The organism is Salinispora oceanensis, assembly GCF_000383575.1.
Lineage (GTDB): Bacteria > Actinomycetota > Actinomycetes > Mycobacteriales > Micromonosporaceae > Micromonospora > Micromonospora oceanensis.
In genome coordinates, this window is the sequence record NZ_KB911579.1 from 936,221 (window position 1) to 953,895 (window position 17,675).

16 protein-coding genes are annotated in these 17,675 nt (G+C 70.3%); 8 read left to right on the forward strand and 8 right to left on the reverse strand.

Features of this window, described 5'->3' with window-relative positions:
- Positions 1-506 precede the first annotated feature (506 nt).
- A complete protein-coding gene (locus tag SALPAC4_RS0104115; RefSeq protein WP_019869271.1) occupies positions 507-1,478 on the reverse strand; it encodes a helix-turn-helix transcriptional regulator in 972 nt (323 codons plus the stop codon).
- Positions 1,479-1,555: 77 nt separating this feature from the next.
- Between SALPAC4_RS0104115 and SALPAC4_RS0104120 the strand changes: the two genes are divergently transcribed.
- Positions 1,556-2,290 carry an alpha/beta fold hydrolase gene (locus SALPAC4_RS0104120; protein ID WP_019869272.1) on the forward strand — a complete coding sequence of 245 codons (735 nt, stop codon included), beginning with the start codon at positions 1,556-1,558 and terminating at the stop codon, positions 2,288-2,290.
- 159 nt (positions 2,291-2,449) lie between these two features.
- Complete coding sequence (locus SALPAC4_RS0104125) at positions 2,450-3,337, forward strand: polysaccharide deacetylase family protein (RefSeq protein WP_019869273.1); 888 nt, start codon at positions 2,450-2,452, stop codon at positions 3,335-3,337.
- 71 nt (positions 3,338-3,408) lie between these two features.
- On the opposite strand, the gene SALPAC4_RS0104130 is transcribed toward SALPAC4_RS0104125, so the two are convergent.
- Positions 3,409-4,368 (reverse strand): non-homologous end-joining DNA ligase LigD, encoded by a 960-nt coding sequence (locus tag SALPAC4_RS0104130; RefSeq protein WP_223874689.1) that lies wholly within the window; start codon positions 4,366-4,368, stop codon positions 3,409-3,411.
- A gap of 229 nt (positions 4,369-4,597) precedes the next feature.
- Here SALPAC4_RS0104130 and SALPAC4_RS0104135 point away from each other — a divergent pair, with 229 nt between their 5' ends.
- A complete protein-coding gene (locus SALPAC4_RS0104135) occupies positions 4,598-5,146 on the forward strand; it encodes a TetR/AcrR family transcriptional regulator (protein ID WP_019869275.1) in 549 nt (182 codons plus the stop codon).
- Between the two features lie 31 nt (positions 5,147-5,177).
- Positions 5,178-7,385, forward strand: a complete 2,208-nt coding sequence (locus SALPAC4_RS0104140) for an MMPL family transporter (RefSeq protein ID WP_019869276.1) — start codon at positions 5,178-5,180, stop codon at positions 7,383-7,385.
- 98 nt (positions 7,386-7,483) lie between these two features.
- Here SALPAC4_RS0104140 and SALPAC4_RS0104145 read toward each other — a convergent pair whose 3' ends face one another.
- Positions 7,484-8,740 (reverse strand): erythromycin esterase family protein, encoded by a 1,257-nt coding sequence (locus SALPAC4_RS0104145; protein WP_019869277.1) that lies wholly within the window; start codon positions 8,738-8,740, stop codon positions 7,484-7,486.
- 70 nt (positions 8,741-8,810) lie between these two features.
- On the opposite strand from SALPAC4_RS0104145, the gene SALPAC4_RS0104150 reads away from it, so the two are divergent.
- Positions 8,811-9,002, forward strand: a complete 192-nt coding sequence (locus SALPAC4_RS0104150) for a DUF2795 domain-containing protein (protein ID WP_018744064.1) — start codon at positions 8,811-8,813, stop codon at positions 9,000-9,002.
- A gap of 6 nt (positions 9,003-9,008) precedes the next feature.
- On the opposite strand, the gene SALPAC4_RS0104155 is transcribed toward SALPAC4_RS0104150, so the two are convergent.
- The 3 genes from SALPAC4_RS0104155 to SALPAC4_RS0104170 all read right to left on the reverse strand — a co-directional run bounded on the left by SALPAC4_RS0104155 (position 9,009) and on the right by SALPAC4_RS0104170 (position 12,695).
- Positions 9,009-10,526, reverse strand: a complete 1,518-nt coding sequence (locus SALPAC4_RS0104155) for a right-handed parallel beta-helix repeat-containing protein (RefSeq protein ID WP_397537951.1) — start codon at positions 10,524-10,526, stop codon at positions 9,009-9,011.
- Between the two features lie 128 nt (positions 10,527-10,654).
- Positions 10,655-11,452, reverse strand: a complete 798-nt coding sequence (erm, locus tag SALPAC4_RS0104160) for an ErmE/ErmH/ErmO/ErmR family 23S rRNA (adenine(2058)-N(6))-methyltransferase (RefSeq protein ID WP_019869279.1) — start codon at positions 11,450-11,452, stop codon at positions 10,655-10,657.
- 337 nt (positions 11,453-11,789) lie between these two features.
- Entirely contained in the window at positions 11,790-12,695 is a 906-nt protein-coding gene (locus SALPAC4_RS0104170) for a Gfo/Idh/MocA family protein (RefSeq protein ID WP_019869280.1), read from the reverse strand.
- Positions 12,696-12,800: 105 nt separating this feature from the next.
- On the opposite strand from SALPAC4_RS0104170, the gene SALPAC4_RS0104175 reads away from it, so the two are divergent.
- Complete coding sequence (locus SALPAC4_RS0104175; protein WP_027644421.1) at positions 12,801-13,217, forward strand: hypothetical protein; 417 nt, start codon at positions 12,801-12,803, stop codon at positions 13,215-13,217.
- Positions 13,210-13,734 (forward strand): hypothetical protein, encoded by a 525-nt coding sequence (locus tag SALPAC4_RS0104180; protein ID WP_019869282.1) that lies wholly within the window; start codon positions 13,210-13,212, stop codon positions 13,732-13,734. The genes SALPAC4_RS0104175 and SALPAC4_RS0104180 overlap by 8 nt, the downstream gene beginning before the upstream one ends.
- Here the strand turns inward: SALPAC4_RS0104180 and fabG are convergent.
- Together fabG and SALPAC4_RS0104190 are read right to left on the reverse strand one after the other, a co-directional pair.
- Positions 13,707-14,462, reverse strand: a complete 756-nt coding sequence (gene fabG, locus SALPAC4_RS0104185; RefSeq protein ID WP_018729345.1) for a 3-oxoacyl-ACP reductase FabG — start codon at positions 14,460-14,462, stop codon at positions 13,707-13,709. The two genes, SALPAC4_RS0104180 and fabG, sit on opposite strands and share 28 nt — an antisense overlap.
- Positions 14,463-14,675: 213 nt before the next feature.
- Entirely contained in the window at positions 14,676-16,115 is a 1,440-nt protein-coding gene (locus SALPAC4_RS0104190; protein WP_027644420.1) for a carbohydrate-binding protein, read from the reverse strand.
- 139 nt (positions 16,116-16,254) lie between these two features.
- Between SALPAC4_RS0104190 and SALPAC4_RS0104195 the strand changes: the two genes are divergently transcribed.
- Positions 16,255-17,625, forward strand: a complete 1,371-nt coding sequence (locus tag SALPAC4_RS0104195; RefSeq protein ID WP_019869284.1) for an FAD-dependent oxidoreductase — start codon at positions 16,255-16,257, stop codon at positions 17,623-17,625.
- Positions 17,626-17,675 lie beyond the last annotated feature (50 nt).

Below are 17,675 nucleotides of genomic sequence, written 5' to 3' on the forward strand. Positions count from 1 at the left end.
CAGCCACCGGAGGTGTCCCACCGACACCCACCACAACGGTGCCCCGCCCGACCACGAGGTCAGGCGGGGCACCGTGACAAGCCGCCCAGGCTTCCATGCCCCTCGCTCACGGTCATGGCCAGCAAGGATCACGGCCGCGCACAATGGCCGGATCATCGCCGCCGCCGCTTTGCCTGGGCGGGCGGCCCGGGCAGGACTCGCGTGACCGTCACGGCATGCGCCAGGCACACTCTTCGCCACCAGTGATGGCTCTCAGTCGGAAGTTCGGCACCTGCACCAGGACAGCTGCCGCGCATCTGGTCCGCCGTTTGGTGCCGCAGCGTCAGCAAGAACTCGCGGCAGACGCACCCGAGGCCGTGCGGCTCTACGGGAGCGGGCTGACGCTCATGGAGGTTGGGCCGCGGTTCGGTGTCAGTGAGCAGGCGGTAAGAGGGGCGGTGGTCGCGGCGGGCGTCGAGAACGGAGCGGACGATGCCGGCGGCATCGCGACAGGTCGCGCTGTCCCGCTACGACGACTTGTTCGGTACCCGGTCCGCGGCTGCTCTGAGCTGGTCAGCCAGGCTCCTCAGCGCCGGCCGCAGTTCATCGGGTCGGCGGATGATGAAGGGCCATTCCAGTGCGGCCAGCAGGCGGGCCATGCCGTCCAGGCGCTCGGCCCGTGCGTGCAACACGACACCGGCGGCATCCGCCTCGAGCGTCACGGCGGAGCGCGGTAGTCGGCGGGCGACCTCGTCCAACGGCCCGTGGATGAGAACTTCAACGTCCCAGCGGTACGGAACACGAGCAAGCGCCGATGTCAGGTGGGTGACGGGGTCGAAGCCGTCCGGGATCGTGAAGGTTCGTGTACCAGTAGCAAGCACAGCGATCCGGTCGATCCGGAAGGTTCTCAGGCTGTCGTGCCGATGGTCGCGTCCGACCACATACCAGCGGCCGCGATGGAAGACGACACCGTACGGATCGAGGTCGCGTTCGGTCTGCTCCTGTTGCCAGGATCGGTAGCTCATCCGGACGACCGTGCGGGCGCGCGACGCCTGGGCCAGGGCCAACAGCACACCCGTCTCGGGCGCTTGTGCGGTCACCGTGTTGGTGGTGAAGGACAGGGTCTCTCGGATGGCCGCCAGCGGTTCCCGTAGGCCGCGCGGAAGGACCCGTTCGATCTTGGCCAGGGCACCCGAGTGCGCCGGAGTGGTCATGCTCATGCCCAGTCGCTCCGCGGCGAGCAGTCCCACGACAACGGCGAGGGCCTCGTCGTTGGTGAGCACCAGGGGCGGCATCCGATAGCCGCGGGCCAGGCAGTAGCCGCCGTGGCGGCCCCGTTCGGCTGCTACCGGGATCCCGAGATCGCGCAGGTGCGCGGCGTAGCGACGGACAGTTCGAACGTCAGTGCCGAGCTGATCGGCCAACTCCCGACCAGTAAGCCGCGGGTGCGACTGCAGGAGCTCCAGCAGGGTCAGGACGCGGGTCAGCGGATGAGACATAGGTCACTTACCCTATCCGGACGGAAGCTGTCCTGTATTGATCCTACTCTTACGACACCTCAAGTCAGGGAGATCACATGGCTACCTTCGTACTCGTTCCCGGCGCATGGCTCGGCGCATGGGCTTGGCAAGACACCGCCCACGCGCTGGCTGGGCGCGGGCACACGGCGCTTCCGCTGACGCTGACCGGCCTCGGCGAGTACGCCGACCGGGGCACTCCGGCGACGAACCTGGAGACCCACATCGCCGACATAATCGACTTCGTCCAGCGAGGTGACCTGCACGACGTCACCCTGGTCGCCCACAGCTATGCCGGCGCTCCCGTCACCGGAGCGGCTGCACAACTCGATGAACGGCTGAAGCGGGTGGTGTACGTGGACAGCGCTCCGTTCGCCACCGGCATGTGCATGCTCGACCTCATGCCACCGGAGGCTGCCGAGCAGCTGCGCCAGCAGGTCGCAGCGGATGGTGAGGGTTGGCGACTACCGATGCCCCCCTTTGCGGTCCTGGGGCTGTCCAGCAGCCTGGACGGACTCGACCAGAACAAGCGGGAGCTGCTGCGGGCCCGTGCCACCGCCCAACCATTCGGGACCTACGAGCAGCGGCTCGCCGGCCCGGCCGAACCCCGCCACGACGTCGACCGCGTCCTGGTCACGTGCAACGACTTCCGGGACCTGTTGAACGCCGGAGTACCGGCCCTGGCGTCCCTCCACCAGCCGCCATGGCGCCGTTTCGACCTGCACACGGGGCACTGGCCGATGTTGTCTGCCCCGGCGGAACTCGCCGGCGTCCTCGATCTGGCCGTCAGCTGACCGCGGAGCGATGGACGCCTCAGCCGGCGGCCCGCCGGGCACGGGCCCGTAGCGACGTGGGATCGGACCAAAGACACTCCACGCGGATGGAGCGCCGGGAAGAATCAAGGTCAAGAGCCTTGGTCGCCAAGGGGAGGCGGACGGAAGGGGCGGAACGTCATGCCGAAGGAAATCCTGTGCGCGTTCGGCGTCGACCTGGACGCGGTCGCGGGCTGGTTGGGTTCCTACGGTGGCGAGAACGCACCGGATGACATCTCCCGAGGTCTCTTTGCCGGTGAGATCGCCGTACCGCGCTTGCTGAAGCTGTTTCGAAAGTACGGCCTACGGAGCACTTGGTTTGTCCCCGGGCATTCTATCGAAACCTTCCCCGACCAGTGCCGACAACTGGTGGACGCCGGCCACGAGATGAGCATCCACGGTTACAGTCACGAGAACCCGTTGGCGATGAGCCGTGCGCAGGAGGCCGCGGTCCTGGACCGGAGCATCGAGCTGGTCGAGGCCGTGAGCAAGCGGCACCCTACGGGATACGCCGCACCGTGGGGGGCGCTCTCACCAGTCACGCATGAACTGTTGCTGGAACGAGGCATCAAGTACGACCGCACGTTCATGCACAACGACTTCCACCCCTACCGCCTTCGCGTCGGTGACACGTGGACCAAAATCGACTACTCCGCCCGGGCCAGCGAGTGGATGAAGCCGTTGGTACGCGGCAGGGAAACCGATCTCATCGAGATCCCACCAAACTGGTATCTCGACGACCTACCGCCGATGATGTTCATCAAGGCCAACCCCAACAGCCATGGCTGGGTCAACCCGCGACACCTGGAGGAGATGTGGCGCGACCAGTTCGACTGGGTCTACCGGGAGCTGGACTATGCCATATTCCCCATCAATCTCCACCCCGATGTCTCGGGGCATCCACAGGTCCTGCTGATGCTCGAGCGGATTATCGACTACATCAACCAGCATGAGGACATTCGATGGGTCACTTTCGATGAGATTGCCAACGACTTCGCGGTCCGCAATCCCCGCGACGGGGGCACGTGACACCTGCGCTGGGGAAACGGGGTGCAGCATCCGGAAGGCATCGGACGTGCCTGCGGTCACCACGAACGGCATCAGCCGGCGGCCCGCCGGGCACGGGCCCGTCGCTTCCCCTCCTGCATCGCCTGCACCCGAGCCACCGGGATGGTGCGCCCCTCGGCGATCAGGTCAGCCGGGAGCCGTTGCGCCGGGGGCATTCCGTCCGCCCACGGGTCCGCCGCGGCGACCAGGGCGGGCGCGGTCTGAATCGTGAAATCGGTGGGCGTGACCGACGGCAGGAGGTCCCAGGGCACCGGGAACGAAACCGGCACGCCGGGCCGTAGCCGCGGGCTGTAGGCGGACACCACCGTCGCCCCACCAGCTCGGGTGGAGTCGATGAAGACCTTCCCACTCCGGTCCTCCCGGATGAAGGCGGTCGTCGCGAGGTCCGGGTCGAGGCGGGCCGCCCGAAGCGCGAGTGCTCGGGTGGCGGCGGCCAGCTCCTCGGCCGTCGCCTCCGCCGTCACCGGCACGAACACGTGCACCCCCTTGGCACCGCTGGTCTTCACCGCCCCGGCGAGCCCGGCACCGGCGAGAGCCCGGCGGACCAGGAGGGCCGCCGCCACCGCCACCTCGAACGGGGCGCCCTCCGGCGGGTCCAGGTCGAGCACGAGGTGGGTCGGGCACTGCAGGGCGGCGACCGTGGCGAGCGTGGGGTGGAACTCCACCGCCCGCTGGTTGGCGAGCCAGAGCAACGTACGTCGGTCGCCGCAGAGGGCGTACGAGATCTCGCGGTGCGACGCTGCCGCCCACACCCCCGTACGGGGAATCCAGTCCGGGGTGTACTTCGGCAGGTTCTTCTGCATGAAGGGGGGCTGCCCGGGGCGTACCCGCATGACCGACAGCGGCCGTTCCCGCAGGTGCGGCAGGATTCGGTCGCGCACCGCGTCCAGGTAGTTCACCAGGTCGCGCTTTGTCGCGCCCGCCCCATCGAACAGCGGCTGACTCAGGTTGGTCAGTGCGACCCCGTCCCGGGTTTCCTCGACCTTGCCCATCTGATCACCCTGCCGGCAGCCGAGACGGCGGTCAACGCACCCGGCCGTCAACACGAACATGTCGGCCAGCCCCTCGGCCCGGAACCGGCAGCCACCGCCAGAGCACCGCCCAAAGTTCCTTCGACACGGCCAAACGGACCCACCTGCGTGTGGCGAACGCCACTGGTTTGCCTATCAGTCGGCATCTGACCGATCGGTCAGGCATGCTGTTCGAGGAGGTGGGACCGACATGACACGGGCAGCGCCCGAGCGGCACGACGATATTCTCGCGGCGGCGGGGCGACGGTTTGCGCAATCCGGCTACCGAGGCACGTCGTTGCAGGACATCGCGGCAGACGTGGGCTGTTCGAAGGCGGCGGTGCTCTACCACTTCGCCGACAAGAAGGCCATTCTCGCCGAACTGGTGGCCCGGCCGATCGACCAGCTACGGGAACTCGACGAGCGCATCGCCGCCGCGAGCGGCCCGGCGGAGGCGCAACAGATCGCGGCCGAGGGCTTCGTCGACCTGGCGGTCCGGTTCCGCCGCGAGACCGCGTTCCTCCGCGGTGAGTTCCCCGGCCTGTTCCAGCAACCCCCCTTCAGCCACCTACAACACATCCCGGATCGGCTCGCCCAGGCCTTCGCCGGCCACTCCGACCGCCCGGCCGCCCGGGTCGCGGCGCTGGTGATCCTCGCCGGCATCGCCGAGACGTGCGGCGAATTCATCGATCTCCCCGAGACGGAACTACGTCCGGCGCTGCTCGCGCTGGTCCGCCGGGCACTCGAACCGGTCACCTGACCCAACCAATAACGACGGAGGACTCCGACCCATGTCGACCCTGCTCTATCGGCTCGGCCGCGGCGCGATGCGCAGACGACGCCTCGTCGCCGCGATCTGGCTAGTCGTGCTCGTCGGTCTCGGCCTGGCGGCCCTGAACCTGCGTGGCCCAACGGCGAGCGACTTCAGCATGCCCGGCACCGAGTCGCAGCAGGCGAGGGATCTGCTCGAGGAGCAGTTCCCGGCGGCCAGCGGCGCCACCGGCACGATCGCGCTCAAAGCTCCAGAGCCGGGCCTACTCGGCACGCCACAGGGCCAGGCGGTGGCCACCGAGGTCACCAAGGAGGCCGCGACGCTGCCCGGCGTGACCGCCGCAGTGGACCCACTCACGGCCCAGGCCATCAGCCCCGACGGCCAGTTCGGGCTGATCCAGGTCCAGTTCACCGAGGGCGCGGACAAGGTCACCGACGATGAGCGGGAGGCGTACGAGCAGGTCGGCGCCGCGGCCAAGGCGCAGGGCTGGCAGGTAGCCCCCGGCGGTGAGGTGCTCAACGCCGAGCCGCAGGCGGGCTCCTCCGAGGCGATCGGCGTCGCCGTCGCGGCGATCGTCCTGGTCATCACCTTCGGCTCGCTGGTAGCGGCGGGAATGACCATGCTGAACGCGCTGATCGGGGTCGGCGTCGGCATGGCCGGTCTCTACGCGCTCAGCGGCACGGTTGAGTTGACCAGCACCGCGCCGATCCTCGCCCTGATGCTCGGTCTCGCGGTCGGTATCGACTACTCACTCTTCATCACCTCCCGCTACCGGCAGAACCTGCTCGAGGGGCTGCCACCGGACGAGGCGGTCGGCCGGGCGGTCGGCACCGCCGGCTCGGCCGTGCTCTTCGCCGGCGCCACCGTGGTCATTGCGCTGTCCGGTCTGGCGGTGGTGAACATCCCGTTCCTGACCGTCATGGGTCTGGCCGCCGCCGGAACGGTCGTCATCGCCGTGCTGGTCGCCCTCACCCTGCAGCCGGCGCTGCTCGGCTTCGCCGGCCGGCGGGTGCTCCGCCGCAAGCAGCGGCACCAGTACCGAACCACCCCGGCCGAGCTGGGAACCGACGCATCCGAGCCGACCGCGCCGGCCGAGGACCGCTCCACCTTCGGCTTCCGCTGGGCCCGGCTGGTCATCCGGTTCCGGGTGCCGGTGATCCTGGTCGCCCTGCTCGGGCTGGGCGTGCTCGCGCTGCCCACCTCCGACATGCGGCTGGCCCTCCCGGACCAGGGAACCGCACCGCTGGGCTCACCGGCCCGGGTCTCCAACGACCTGATCAGCGAGGGCTTCGGGCCGGGCTTCACCGGTCGGCTGGCGATCGTGGTGGCCGGGGACAGCCCGCAGGCGACGGCGGCAGCCGTACCGCAGGTCGCGGCCCTGGTTCAGGACACCAGCAACGTCCTGGCCGTGGCGCCACCACAGCTGAGTCCGGACGGGCGGACCGCCCTGCTCGGCGTGATCCCGGAGACCGGGCCCACCGACCCGGCGACCGAGCAGGTGGTGGATGACATCCGCGGCTCGGTCGGCGGTATCCAGGGAGCCGACGTGCTGCTCACCGGGGTGACCGCCATCGGTATCGACGTCTCGGAGAAGCTCACCGACGCCCTGCCGATCTATCTGCTCCTGGTGGTCGGGCTGTCGATCGTGCTGTTGATGCTGGTGTTCCGCTCGCTGCTGGTGCCGGTGAAGGCCGCGCTGGGCTTCCTACTCACCGTGGCGGCCACTTTCGGGCTGACCGTCGCGGTCTTCCAGCAGGGCCACCTCGCCGACCTGGTCGGTCTGGACACACCGGGGCCGCTGATCAGCTTCCTGCCGATCCTGCTCATCGGTATCCTCTTCGGACTGGCGATGGACTACGAGGTCTTCCTCGTCTCCCGGATGCGGGAGGACTTCGTCCACGGCGACACCGCCCAGCAGGCCACCATCAACGGAATGGGTCACGGTGCCCGGGTGGTCACCGCGGCCGCGCTCATCATGATCTCCGTCTTCGGTGGCTTCATCTTCATGGAGGACCCGGTCATCAAGTCAATGGGCTTCGCGCTGGCGGTCGGCGTCGCCATCGACGCGTTCGTGGTCCGGATGACGATCGTGCCGGCGGTCATGTCCCTGCTCGGCGACGCCGGTTGGTGGCTGCCGCGCTGGCTGAACCGGGTCCTGCCCAACGTGGACGTGGAGGGTGAGGGACTGCGGAACCACCTGGCGGAACAGGAACCCGCCCGCACCTGAGGTCACCGAAGCGGCCCCCTGTCCAGCGCGTGCTGCGCCGGGCAGGGGGCCCTTCCCGTACTGCGCCGGACCAGGGGCCCCAGCTCGGGCACCGCCCGCTACACCCCGGCCGGGTACGTCTCCAGCTCACCGTGGGTGCCTCGGGTGGGGAGCGGGTCCAGGGCGGTCGCCTCATCGCACCAGACGAACCCGTCGTACCGCTCCCCCAGCCGGGTCGGCTGATAGTTACCCCAGGACTCGAACGAGGGGTTGTAGACCACCCCGATCGCCCGGTGGTCCAACGGCTCGGTCACCCAGCCGGGCTGGTCGGCGCCGCCGAAGATCAGCACTGCCTGTTCCGGCAGCAGCTCGTGTAGCCGCCGTTCCACCGACCCCTCCCGGGCCGGCGGAACGGCCATTCTCTCGGCCGGCGAGCCCCAGTGCGGCGCGGCGACCACCGTGCCCCGATGGCTGCCGAACCCGACCAGGACGACATCGTCCCGGCCGTGCCGCTCCCGGGCCAACTGGCCGAGGCTGACCATGCCATCCGCGACCATGTCGGTTGCCCGCGCGTCCCCGACGTGAGTGTTGTGGGCCCACACCACCCCGCGCGCCCCCGGGCCGTAGCGCTCCAGCAGCCGGTCCAGCGTGTCGGCCATGTGATTGTCCCGGATGTTCCACGACTCCGGCCCACCGCCGATCATGGCGCGGTAGTACCGCTCCGCGCCGGAGACGACCTCCGCGTTCTGCCAGGCCGAGAAGGCGTCCGCACCGTCGGTCGCCGAGTGTTCCCGCATCCGCGCCAGCAGGCAGACCACCTCGTCCTCGCAGCGCGCGGAGACGAACCGGCTCGCCGCGCCGTACTCCTCGATCCGCCGTCCGTACGGCTCGAAGCACCGGTAGGCGTCCTGGGCGGCGTCCAGCGCCCCGGGCGCCTCCTCCCCCAGATAGTCGAAGATGGCCTGCATCGACTCCCACAAGCTGTAGACGTCCAGCCCGTGGAAACCGACCCGTTCCGGCTCGGGCCGTTGCCCGTTCCACTCCCGCAGCCAGCGGCAGAAGCGGGCCACCTCCGCGTTCGCCCACATCCAGGTGGGCCACCGCTCGAACCGTTCGAGGGCGGCCTGCGGTTCGACGGCGGCGTCGGGGGCGGCCGTGACCGAGCGGTGCACCCGGTCGCAGTCCGGCCAGTCCCCCTCCACCGCGACGAACGAGAAGCCGCCCTCGGCGATCAGCCGCCGGGTCAGCTCCCCGCGCAGCCGGTAGTAGTCATGGCTGCCGTGGGTCGCCTCCCCGAGCATCACGATCCGGGCGTCTCGGGCGCGCTCCAGCAATGGGTCGAAATCACTCGGGGCGCCGAGCCGCTGCACCAGCATGCCGGGCGGCTACCCTGCCCAGCGGGTGGGCAAACCGGTATGCCGGCAGGCGGAGCGGGTATCCGTACGCATGACCGTCTCGGACGCACAGTTGCAGGACCACATCGCCACCCTCGACTACCCCGTCTCCCGTGCGAACCTGATCCGGTGGGGCCAGGAGAACGGGCTGAGCACGGAGATGTTGCAGGTACTGCGGCTACTGCCGGAGGCGAGCTTCGACTCCCCGGCCGAGCTGTCCGAGGCGCTGAACCCTCTCGTCTAGGCCGGGTCAGCCGGCACAGGTCGGTACGGGGTTGGGGCTGCCGACACAGTTGGTGGGCCGGTTGCCGACGATGACGACCTTGCCGAGCACCGTGATCGTGCCCCGGTTGTCCACTCCGCCCGGCGCGGTGTTGGCGAGGTTGTCGACAACCCGGGCGTTGGTCAACGTCATGGTGTTGTTCGTACCGTTGTAGATGCCACCACCCGTGGCGCCCGCACTCGTGGCCTGATTGCGGCTGATCGCGGTACGCCGGATGGCTATCTCGTTGCCGCTACCGCCATCATCCTCGATCCAGACGCCGCCGCCGGCCCCGGCCACCGCGGTGTTCTCGACAATCTTGCTGTCCGCGACGGTGACCGTGGAGTCCCCGCCCAGCACCGCGATGCCGCCGCCGGTGCTGCCGGCCGTGTTGCGGCTGATCGTGACGTCGGTCATGGTCCCGCTGACGCCGACGAGGTGGCCAACGCCGCCGCCGGTGTCGCCGGCCTGGTTGCCGGAGACGGCGGTGTGTGAGATCAACGTCGCTCCCGCACAGGCGAAGACGCCGCCGCCGTCGTCAACGGCGTTGTTGCCGTGCACCACACTGTGGGCGATCTTGAGGGCGGTGCCGTCGTTCTCTACTCCCCCGCCGGTGTCACCTGCATGGTTCTTGGCGATCACGGACTTCTGAATGGTCACGCTGCCAGCACCGTCGTTGTGCACCCCCCCGCCGTCGTTCGCGGAGATGTTCTGGGTGATCGTGCTCTGCACGATCGTGCTCTCCCCCTCGTTGGAGATCCCACCGCCGTCGCCGTCGTCGCCGGTGGAGACGTTGTCGGCCATCGTGACGTGGTCCAGTCGGAGTCGACCCCCCGCCGCGACGAAGATCCCGCCACCGTCCCCGTCGCTTTGCCCGCCCTTGATCCGGAGGTCCCGTAACTGCAGGTCACCTCCGACGCCGACGGCGAAGATGCGGAAGGCCTCCGCGCTGGCGGCCCGGACGATGGTGGCGCCGTTTCCACGGATCTTGATCGGCGCGAGGATTTCTGGCAGGCCGTTGCCGTCCAGGTTGATCGTCAGCGTGTACCGACACCGCTCGGCCAGGGAGAGGTGCCCGCCACCGGCGGCGTTCGCCGCCGTGATCGCCGCGATCAACTTGTCCGAGTCACACGGCACGGCGGTGTACTTCTCCTGGGCATGCCCCTGGTCGGTGCGCTTCTTGCTCTCCGCGCCGTCGCGGTGCCAGCCGGGGTCGCCGGCGACTCCCCACTCGCCCGCCCAGGTGCCGTCGCCCTGGTCCGTGTATCGGTCGTTGGCCGGGTCGCTGTGCGGGCGGTCCTGGTCCGGAGCCAGAGCACCGTTTACCGTTGCCGACCCCGGTCCGGACGCCACCGCGGTCGCCACACCCTGCCCCAGGAAGGGAGCCCCGGCCGAACCGGTCAGAGCTGCCGCTCCGATGACCGCCGCGGTCGGCAGCACCCGACGCCACCGAGCCGAGCGGTCCACCGTGGTGTCCCCGCTGCGCGGGCTGCTGTGTGCTCTCATCAGACACCCTCCATTACCCCTACGGGGATAAACGCGACTAGACGAACTTTGCCGCACAGATGCCCGTTAGAGACATGAAACAGATAAATTGCTCGAATCAGGGCTAGGGCCACCCGCAGTCCTAAGGGCTACGAAGACCCCAACAGGCGGAACAGCACCAGCCACTGCTCCGGCCAGACCTGACCGACCGGGGTCGCCGGATCGAGTCGGGTCGCGCGCAGCGCCGCCGCCACCCGCGCCCGCGGATGGTGGCGGGCCAGCGACGCCGCGAGCGAGCCGCCGACGCCGTCGAAGCCCAACTCCACCATCCGCCGGTACGCGGGCAGCGCCGCCACCGGCAGCAGCGGCTCCCAGCGGCGCTCGATGCGCAGAATGCCGGCGTCCACCCGCGGGATCGGACGGAACGCCGTCCTGGGCACCCGCCCGGCCAGCCGCCAGCTGAACTCCGGCCAGCTGCGCACGGTCAACCGCGTCCACCGCCCGTAGTCACCGCTGCGCTTGCGGGCGTACTCGAGTTGGGTGAGCAGGGTGGCCGCGCGTAGGCCCGGCGCGGCCAGGCACCAGCGGACTACGGCGGAGGTCAGCGACCACGGAATGTTGCCGACCACGTCGAACGGCGCCCGCGGCGCCGGGGCGGTCAGGAAGTCGCCCTGCCGACAGGTCACAGTGGGCAGATCCGCGCAGCTTCGGAGCAGCTCGGCAGCGGCGACCGGGTCTACCTCGTAGGCGATGAGGCGACGGCTGCGGGCGGCGAGCAGCCGGGTCAGCTGGCCACGCCCGGCGCCCACCTCCAGCAGGAGGCGGTCCGGGTCGGGCTGGGCCGCCCGGGTCAGCCGGCTGATCGCGGCCGGATCAACGAGAAAGTTCTGGGAGAGTACGCGACGGGACCGGTCGCGTTCGGGTGCTCGGGTACGGCGGGGCGCCATGGATCGTCGTCCTGTCTGTCGCCGGCGGCGACGCAGGACAGGCAGCCGGAATCGGGGCCTGTCCGGGTGGGTCGGGACTCGGACGGCCCTCGGCGCGGGCGCGCGGTGCGCGGTTGGTCAGGCGCGGCGGGCGCCGGCCGGGGCCGGACGCCGAACGCGCGGACGGGCCACCAGCAGCGGCCCGTGGGCGGCCGGCACGGCAGCCCACTCAGTCAGGGTGTACGCGAACATGGCCCGGACTGTAGTCGCCCAGGTCACCCCGCTCAACAGATTTTCGCCGCACCGGCGTCAGTACAGGTCCTCGCCGTACCGGCGCCCGTCGGGACGTGCCGGGCGGCTACGCGGGCACCTCAACGGTGCGGGCCTCGGTGCGGGCCGTCTCCGCCGCGGCCAGGATGGCCACCACCTCACGACCGAACCGGACGTCGAGGCGGTGATCCCGGGTCCCCGAGTCGATCTCCGCCAGGAGCTGGTCGATCGCCGTCCCGAACGCCCCGGCCAGGGTGCCGTTGCCGTGGGGAGCAGCCTCAATGCCGCTCTCGCCGTAGAAGACGACGTCCTCACGGACCACTCCGCTGGGAGCGTCCAGGGTGAGCGACAGCCTGCTGGTGGCGCCGTTGTCGTGGTTGAGCAGCAGGTGCACCAGCCCTCGGGGGCCGTTCATCGCCGCGACCCGGGTGACCCGCCCCATGACCGGCAGGATCAGGGACAGCGCGTGCGGACCGATGTCCCAGAGCCCCCCGTGCTCACGCCGCCAGGTGGAGCCCGCGTACGGGCTGCCCGGCTGGAAGATCGAGCTGAAGAGGGTCGCCTCGGCGTGCTGCCAGCCGCCGTCCGCGGCGGCCGCGGCGAGGAAGTTGGTGACGTTCTGGTGATAGCGCTGGGTGAAGAAGACCAGCGAGGCGACGTCGGCGGCCCGGGCCGTGGCGACCAGGCGGTCGGCGTCAGCGAGGGTCAACGCGAGCGGCTTGTCGAGCAACAGGTGCCGTCCCGCCGCGGCGGCCCGGGTCGCCAGCTCGACCTGCACATCAGGTGGCAGGGCGATCGCCACGGCCTCGCACGCCTCGATCAGCGCGTCAGCGTCGTCGAACGCCGGCACGCCGTACCCCTCGGCGAGCGCGGCGGCCTTCGCCGGATCCCGCCCCCAGACACCGACCAGCTCGGTACGGGGATGGGCGGCCAGGCCCGCTCCGTGCGCCTCGCCCGCCCAGTGCCCGGTACCGAACAACCCAAACTGCACCACGAACCTCCAGCCAGTCGGCGCCGCGACCCACCGCGGTGTCGCAGACAACGCTATCCCGCGGGGCAAGGACGCCACCGGCAGGTGTACTACCCGGATTAGTAGAGTGTGCCGGTGACCGAAGCGAGCGCGACCACCAGCGCTGCTGGCGACCTTCCAGTCGACGGGCTCCTCGCCGCCGTCCCGATCGCGCTCTCCCTCCTCGTCGCAGGTTGGGCCCTCGTGGCGACCCTGCGGCACCGCGCCCCGGACCGGGCGCAGTTCGCCGGCCTCGCCGTCCTGGAAGCGGCGCTGCTCGTGCTCACCGTCGTCACCCTGATCGCCCTCGGTGGGGGCCAGCGGCCGGATGAGCCGGGATCCTTCTTCGGCTACCTGGCCACCCTGGTCTGCCTACCCCCGCTGGCCTGGGTGCTGGCCCGAATGGAGCCCACCCGGTGGGGGTCGGCCATCGTCTGCACGATCTGCCTGGTCACCCCGGTCGTTCTGGTCCGACTCCAGCAGACCTGGACGGTGCTCGGTGGCTGACCGGCAACCCACCGAACGCCCGCAACCCGCCGATCGGACGCGACCCGCCGATCGGACGCGGACCAACTCCGGCCCCGGCCGCCTCCTGATCGCGGTCTACTTGCTCTTCGCCATCGCCGCCACCAGCCGGGCCGGCCTCCAGATCGCCACCCGGTTCGAGGCGGCGCCGATGGCGTACCTCCTCTCCGCCTTCGCCGCGGCGGTCTACATCGTGGCGGCGGTGGGGCTGGGCCGGGCCGGTCGCACCGGCCGCCTGATCGCACTGGCCTGCTGCACGGTCGAGTTGGTCGGGGTGGTGGGTGTCGGTGCGGTCAGCCAGGCCCGGCCGGAGTTGTTCCCGGACGAGACGGTCTGGTCCGGCTTCGGCAGCGGATACGGCTACATCCCGCTGGTGCTGCCGGTGCTCGGTCTGCTCTGGCTCTGGCGTACCCGCCACGACCTCGACCTGGCTGCGGCCAGCCGGCCGAGGCCGTCCCGGGTCGCGCCGGATCAGTCCTTCGGCCCGCCGGCTACGTAGAGGACCTGCCCGGAGACGAACGACGCGCCCGCACTGGCCAGGAACGAGATCGTGTGTGCGATGTCCTCCGGGCGGCCCACCCGACGGACCGGAATCTCCGCCTCCGCGTGTTTCTGCAGCGCCTCGAAGTCGACCTTCATTCGGGCGGCGGTCGCCGCGGTCATGTCGGTGACGATGAAGCCCGGAGCGACCGCGTTGACCGTCACCCCGAACGGGCCCAACTCGATCGCGAGGGTCTTCGTGAAGCCCTGCAGGCCGGCCTTGGCCGCGGCGTAGTTCGCCTGCCCCCGGTTACCGAGCGCGGAGGTGCTGGAGAGGTTGACGATCCGGCCCCACCGCTGCTCGACCATGTGCTGCTGGGTGGCCTGGCTGAACAGGAAGGCACCCCGCAGGTGCACGCCCAGCACCGTGTCCCAGTCAGCGTCGGACATCTTGAACAGCAGATTGTCCCGCAGCACACCGGCGTTGTTCACCAGGACGGTGGGCGCGCCGAGATCGGCGGCGACCCGCTCGACGGCCGCCTCCACCTGGGCCCGGTCCGACACGTCCGCACCGACGCCGAGCGCCCGTCCACCCGCCTCGGCGATGGCGGCGACGGTCGCATCGGTCGCGGACTTGTCGATGTCCACCACCGCTACGGCCAACCCGTCGGCGGCCAACCGTCGAGCGGTGGCCGCTCCGATGCCCCGCGCCGCGCCGGTCACGATCGCGACCCGCTGCTCCGACATGCTACCTCCCAGTAACCTCGATCGATCGAAGGAGCTTAACCCACTCGAGTCGACTCGTTGCCCGCCCGGGAAGCGGTCGCGCTCGAGTGCGCGACCCGCTGTCCGCGGCGCCGCGGTGGGCACGCCGATCCTGGTCGGGCTGCCGAGGGAGAGCAGCCGGCGAGCGGCCCTGGTTTGACGCCGGCAGGAAGCCGACCAGGGCCGCTCGCATCGCTAGCGGCGGAAGGTGAACCAGTTGACGTTGACGAAGTCGTTCGGCTGGCCGCTGGTGAAGGTCAGGTAGACCGTGTGGCGACCGGTGGGGCCGGCGACGTTGCCGGGTACGGAACGCCAGCTCTGCCAGCCGCCCGTGCTGCCGATCGCGAAGCTGCCGATCGGTGGGCTGGTCGGGCTGTCCAGGCGCACCTCGACCAACCCGCTCACCCCACTACCGGCGCCGGAGGCGACCCGAGCGACGAAGTCCCGGGGTCCGGTGGCGCCGAACTCGACGTTGTCGTACCGGGCCCAGTCACCGTTGCGCAGGTAGCCGATGTTCTCCCCGCCCTCAGTGGCGTTCTCCACCTGTACGCCGTACTGGCCGTCGAACGACTCGGCCTCGATCGTCGCGTACGCGTCCCGCGCCCCGCCCGGGGGTGGGGTGGTCGGTGGCGCGGTGGTGGGCGGGGCGGTGGTGGGCGGGGCGGTGCCAGCGCCTCGGCTGTAGACCGCGACGTAGTCAACGAGCATCGGGTGACCCGGCACCGTCGCGGCGGTCGGAGTGGTTCCACCGGCGACACCGTTCGGGAAGGCGCCGCCCATCGCCACGTTGAGCAGCAGGAAGTAGCCGTCGTGACTGGTCATCTGCGACCAGGCCGGCTCACCGACCCGGGTCTGCGTCACCGTGTGGTATTGCTCGCCGTCGACGTACCAGCGCAGCTCCTGCGGGCTGACCGAGGCGTCCCACTCGAACCGGTAGGTGTGGAACGCCGACTGACAGGTGGCTCCCGGGCAGGTTCGGGCGGCACCGATACCGTTGAACTCGTCGCACGGCCCGCCCGGCGCATAGCCGCAGTGCAGCACGCCCCACACGGAGTTGATCCCGTTGACGTTCTCCATCACGTCGAACTCGCCGACGCTCGGCCAGTTCTGGAAGTTACCCCGGTACGGCGAGCCGAGCGCCCAGAACGCCGGCCAGTAGCCGGCCGCCGGAGCACCGGTCACGTTCGGCACCTGGAGCCGGCCCTCGATCGCGAGGACGCCTCCGGCCGGCGGCTTGAAGTCGGTCCGTACGGTCTCGATCCGGGCCGAGGTCCACCCGCCGGCCGAGTCGCGCAAGGGGGTGATTCGTAGGTTGCCCGCACCGTCGTGACTGAGGTTGGCGGTGCTGTCGGTATACGTCTGGATCTCGCCGGTGCCCCAGTTGGGCGGACCACCGGGGTAGCTGGTGCCGAGATCGATGATCCAGTTAGCCGAGGAGGGCAGGGTGCCGGCCGCGCCATCGAAGTCGTCGCTCCAGACCAGACTCCAGCCGGGGGCGGGCGTGGGCACGGCGGCGCTCGCGGTGACCGCGACGCCGGCCAGGGCGGTGGTGGTAAGGGCAGTGAACAGCGCCAACGCCAGTCGCTTCCGGCGTCTCGCGGGCAGGGCGGCAGGCGCCCCGGGTGGGGTGTGCATGAACGGGCCTCTCTGGGGGACGGGTCGAGAGAGCGCTCTCACCGAGTTGTACGTGCCTGCCACGCAGTTGTCAATGTCGATCTCCCCCACCTCCACGCAGCACACTCGGTCTGGGGTCGATCCATGGCAGGATGAGCTGATGGCAGAACGGTTGATCGTCATCGGCGGCGATGCCGCCGGGATGGCCGCGGCATCCCAGGCCCGCCGCCGCCGCGGCCCAGACGACCTGGAGATCATTGCCTTCGAGCGGGGCGGATTCACGTCCTACTCGGCCTGCGGCATTCCGTACTGGATAAGCGGCCTGGTGCCGCAACGCGACCAGCTGGTCGCCCGCGATCCGACGACCTTCCGCGAACGGTTCAACATCGGAGTCCGGCTACGGCACGAGGTCACCGCGGTCGACCTCGACCGGCGCGAGGTAGTCGCCCGGGACCTGGCCAACGGCGGCGAGGTCCGCGAGCGATTCGACACCCTGGTCTACGCCACCGGCGCCCACCCGCTACGGCCCGGCTGGGCACGCACCGGGGTGATGGGCGTCTTCGGCGTGCAGACCCTCGACGACGGCGCCGCCCTGCGGGACTGGCTGGACACCGATCCGCGCCCTCGCCAGGCGGTCGTGGTCGGCGGGGGCTACATCGGAGTCGAGATGGCCGAGGCGCTGATCCAGCGTGGACTGGAGGTCACCCTGGTCGAGAAGGCCAGTCAACCGATGTCGACCGTGGACCCGGACATGGCCAAGCTGGTCAACGACGCCATGCACGGGGTGGGGGTGCAGATCCGCACCGGCCTGGAGGTGACCGGCCTGCAGGAGCGAGACGGGCGGGTCTGCGCGGTGCTCACCTCCGACGGGCCGATCCCCGCCGATCTGGTCGTGCTCGGCCTCGGTGTCCGCCCCAACGTCGCGCTCGCCGAGGCCGCCGGGCTGCCGATCGGGCCCAGCGGGGCCCTACGGGTGGACCGGCGCATGCGGGTACCCGGAGTTGACGACGTGTGGGCCGCCGGGGACTGCGTGGAGTGCCTGCACCGAGTCAGCGGGATGCCCGTACACATCCCACTGGGCACGCACGCCAACAAGCAGGGCCGGGTCGCTGGCGTCAACATCGGTGGCGGGTATGCGACCTTCCCCGGAGTGATCGGCACCGCGGTGATCAAGGTATGTGACCTGGAGGTCGGCCGCACCGGGCTCCGGGAGCAGGACGCCGCGGCGGCGGGTTTCGAGTTCGTCTCGGTGATCACCGAGTCCACCAACCGGGCCGGCTACTTCCCCGGCTCCCGCCCGATGACCGTCAAACTCATCGCCGAACGGCCCACCGGGCGGCTCCTCGGCGCCCAAATCGTGGGCTGGTCGGAGGCGGCGAAGCGGATCGATGCCCTGGCCGTGGCGCTCTGGAACGGCATGACCGTGGATGACATGACCGCCCTCGACCTCGGGTACGCCCCGCCGTACTCCCCCGTCTGGGACCCGGTGCTGATCGCCGCGCGTAAGGCCGTTGACGCCCTCGGGCGGTGACGCGGGTCCGCCTCCCGCTCCGGGCCGGAGCAGCAGGGGACTCCTCCTCC

Coding starts and splice junctions, on each gene's coding strand:
- SALPAC4_RS0104195 (WP_019869284.1), top strand. CDS start 16,255: ATGGCAGAACGGTTGATCGTCATCGGCGGCGATGCCGCCGGGATGGCC.
- SALPAC4_RS0104115 (WP_019869271.1), bottom strand. CDS start 1,478: ATGTCTCATCCGCTGACCCGCGTCCTGACCCTGCTGGAGCTCCTGCAG.
- SALPAC4_RS0104155 (WP_397537951.1), bottom strand. CDS start 10,526: ATGAGAGCACACAGCAGCCCGCGCAGCGGGGACACCACGGTGGACCGC.
- SALPAC4_RS0104150 (WP_018744064.1), top strand. CDS start 8,811: ATGACCGTCTCGGACGCACAGTTGCAGGACCACATCGCCACCCTCGAC.
- erm (WP_019869279.1), bottom strand. CDS start 11,452: ATGGCGCCCCGCCGTACCCGAGCACCCGAACGCGACCGGTCCCGTCGC.
- SALPAC4_RS0104190 (WP_027644420.1), bottom strand. CDS start 16,115: ATGCACACCCCACCCGGGGCGCCTGCCGCCCTGCCCGCGAGACGCCGG.
- SALPAC4_RS0104135 (WP_019869275.1), top strand. CDS start 4,598: ATGACACGGGCAGCGCCCGAGCGGCACGACGATATTCTCGCGGCGGCG.
- SALPAC4_RS0104140 (WP_019869276.1), top strand. CDS start 5,178: ATGTCGACCCTGCTCTATCGGCTCGGCCGCGGCGCGATGCGCAGACGA.
- fabG (WP_018729345.1), bottom strand. CDS start 14,462: ATGTCGGAGCAGCGGGTCGCGATCGTGACCGGCGCGGCGCGGGGCATC.
- SALPAC4_RS0104125 (WP_019869273.1), top strand. CDS start 2,450: ATGCCGAAGGAAATCCTGTGCGCGTTCGGCGTCGACCTGGACGCGGTC.
- SALPAC4_RS0104130 (WP_223874689.1), bottom strand. CDS start 4,368: ATGGGCAAGGTCGAGGAAACCCGGGACGGGGTCGCACTGACCAACCTG.
- SALPAC4_RS0104145 (WP_019869277.1), bottom strand. CDS start 8,740: ATGCTGGTGCAGCGGCTCGGCGCCCCGAGTGATTTCGACCCATTGCTG.
- SALPAC4_RS0104120 (WP_019869272.1), top strand. CDS start 1,556: ATGGCTACCTTCGTACTCGTTCCCGGCGCATGGCTCGGCGCATGGGCT.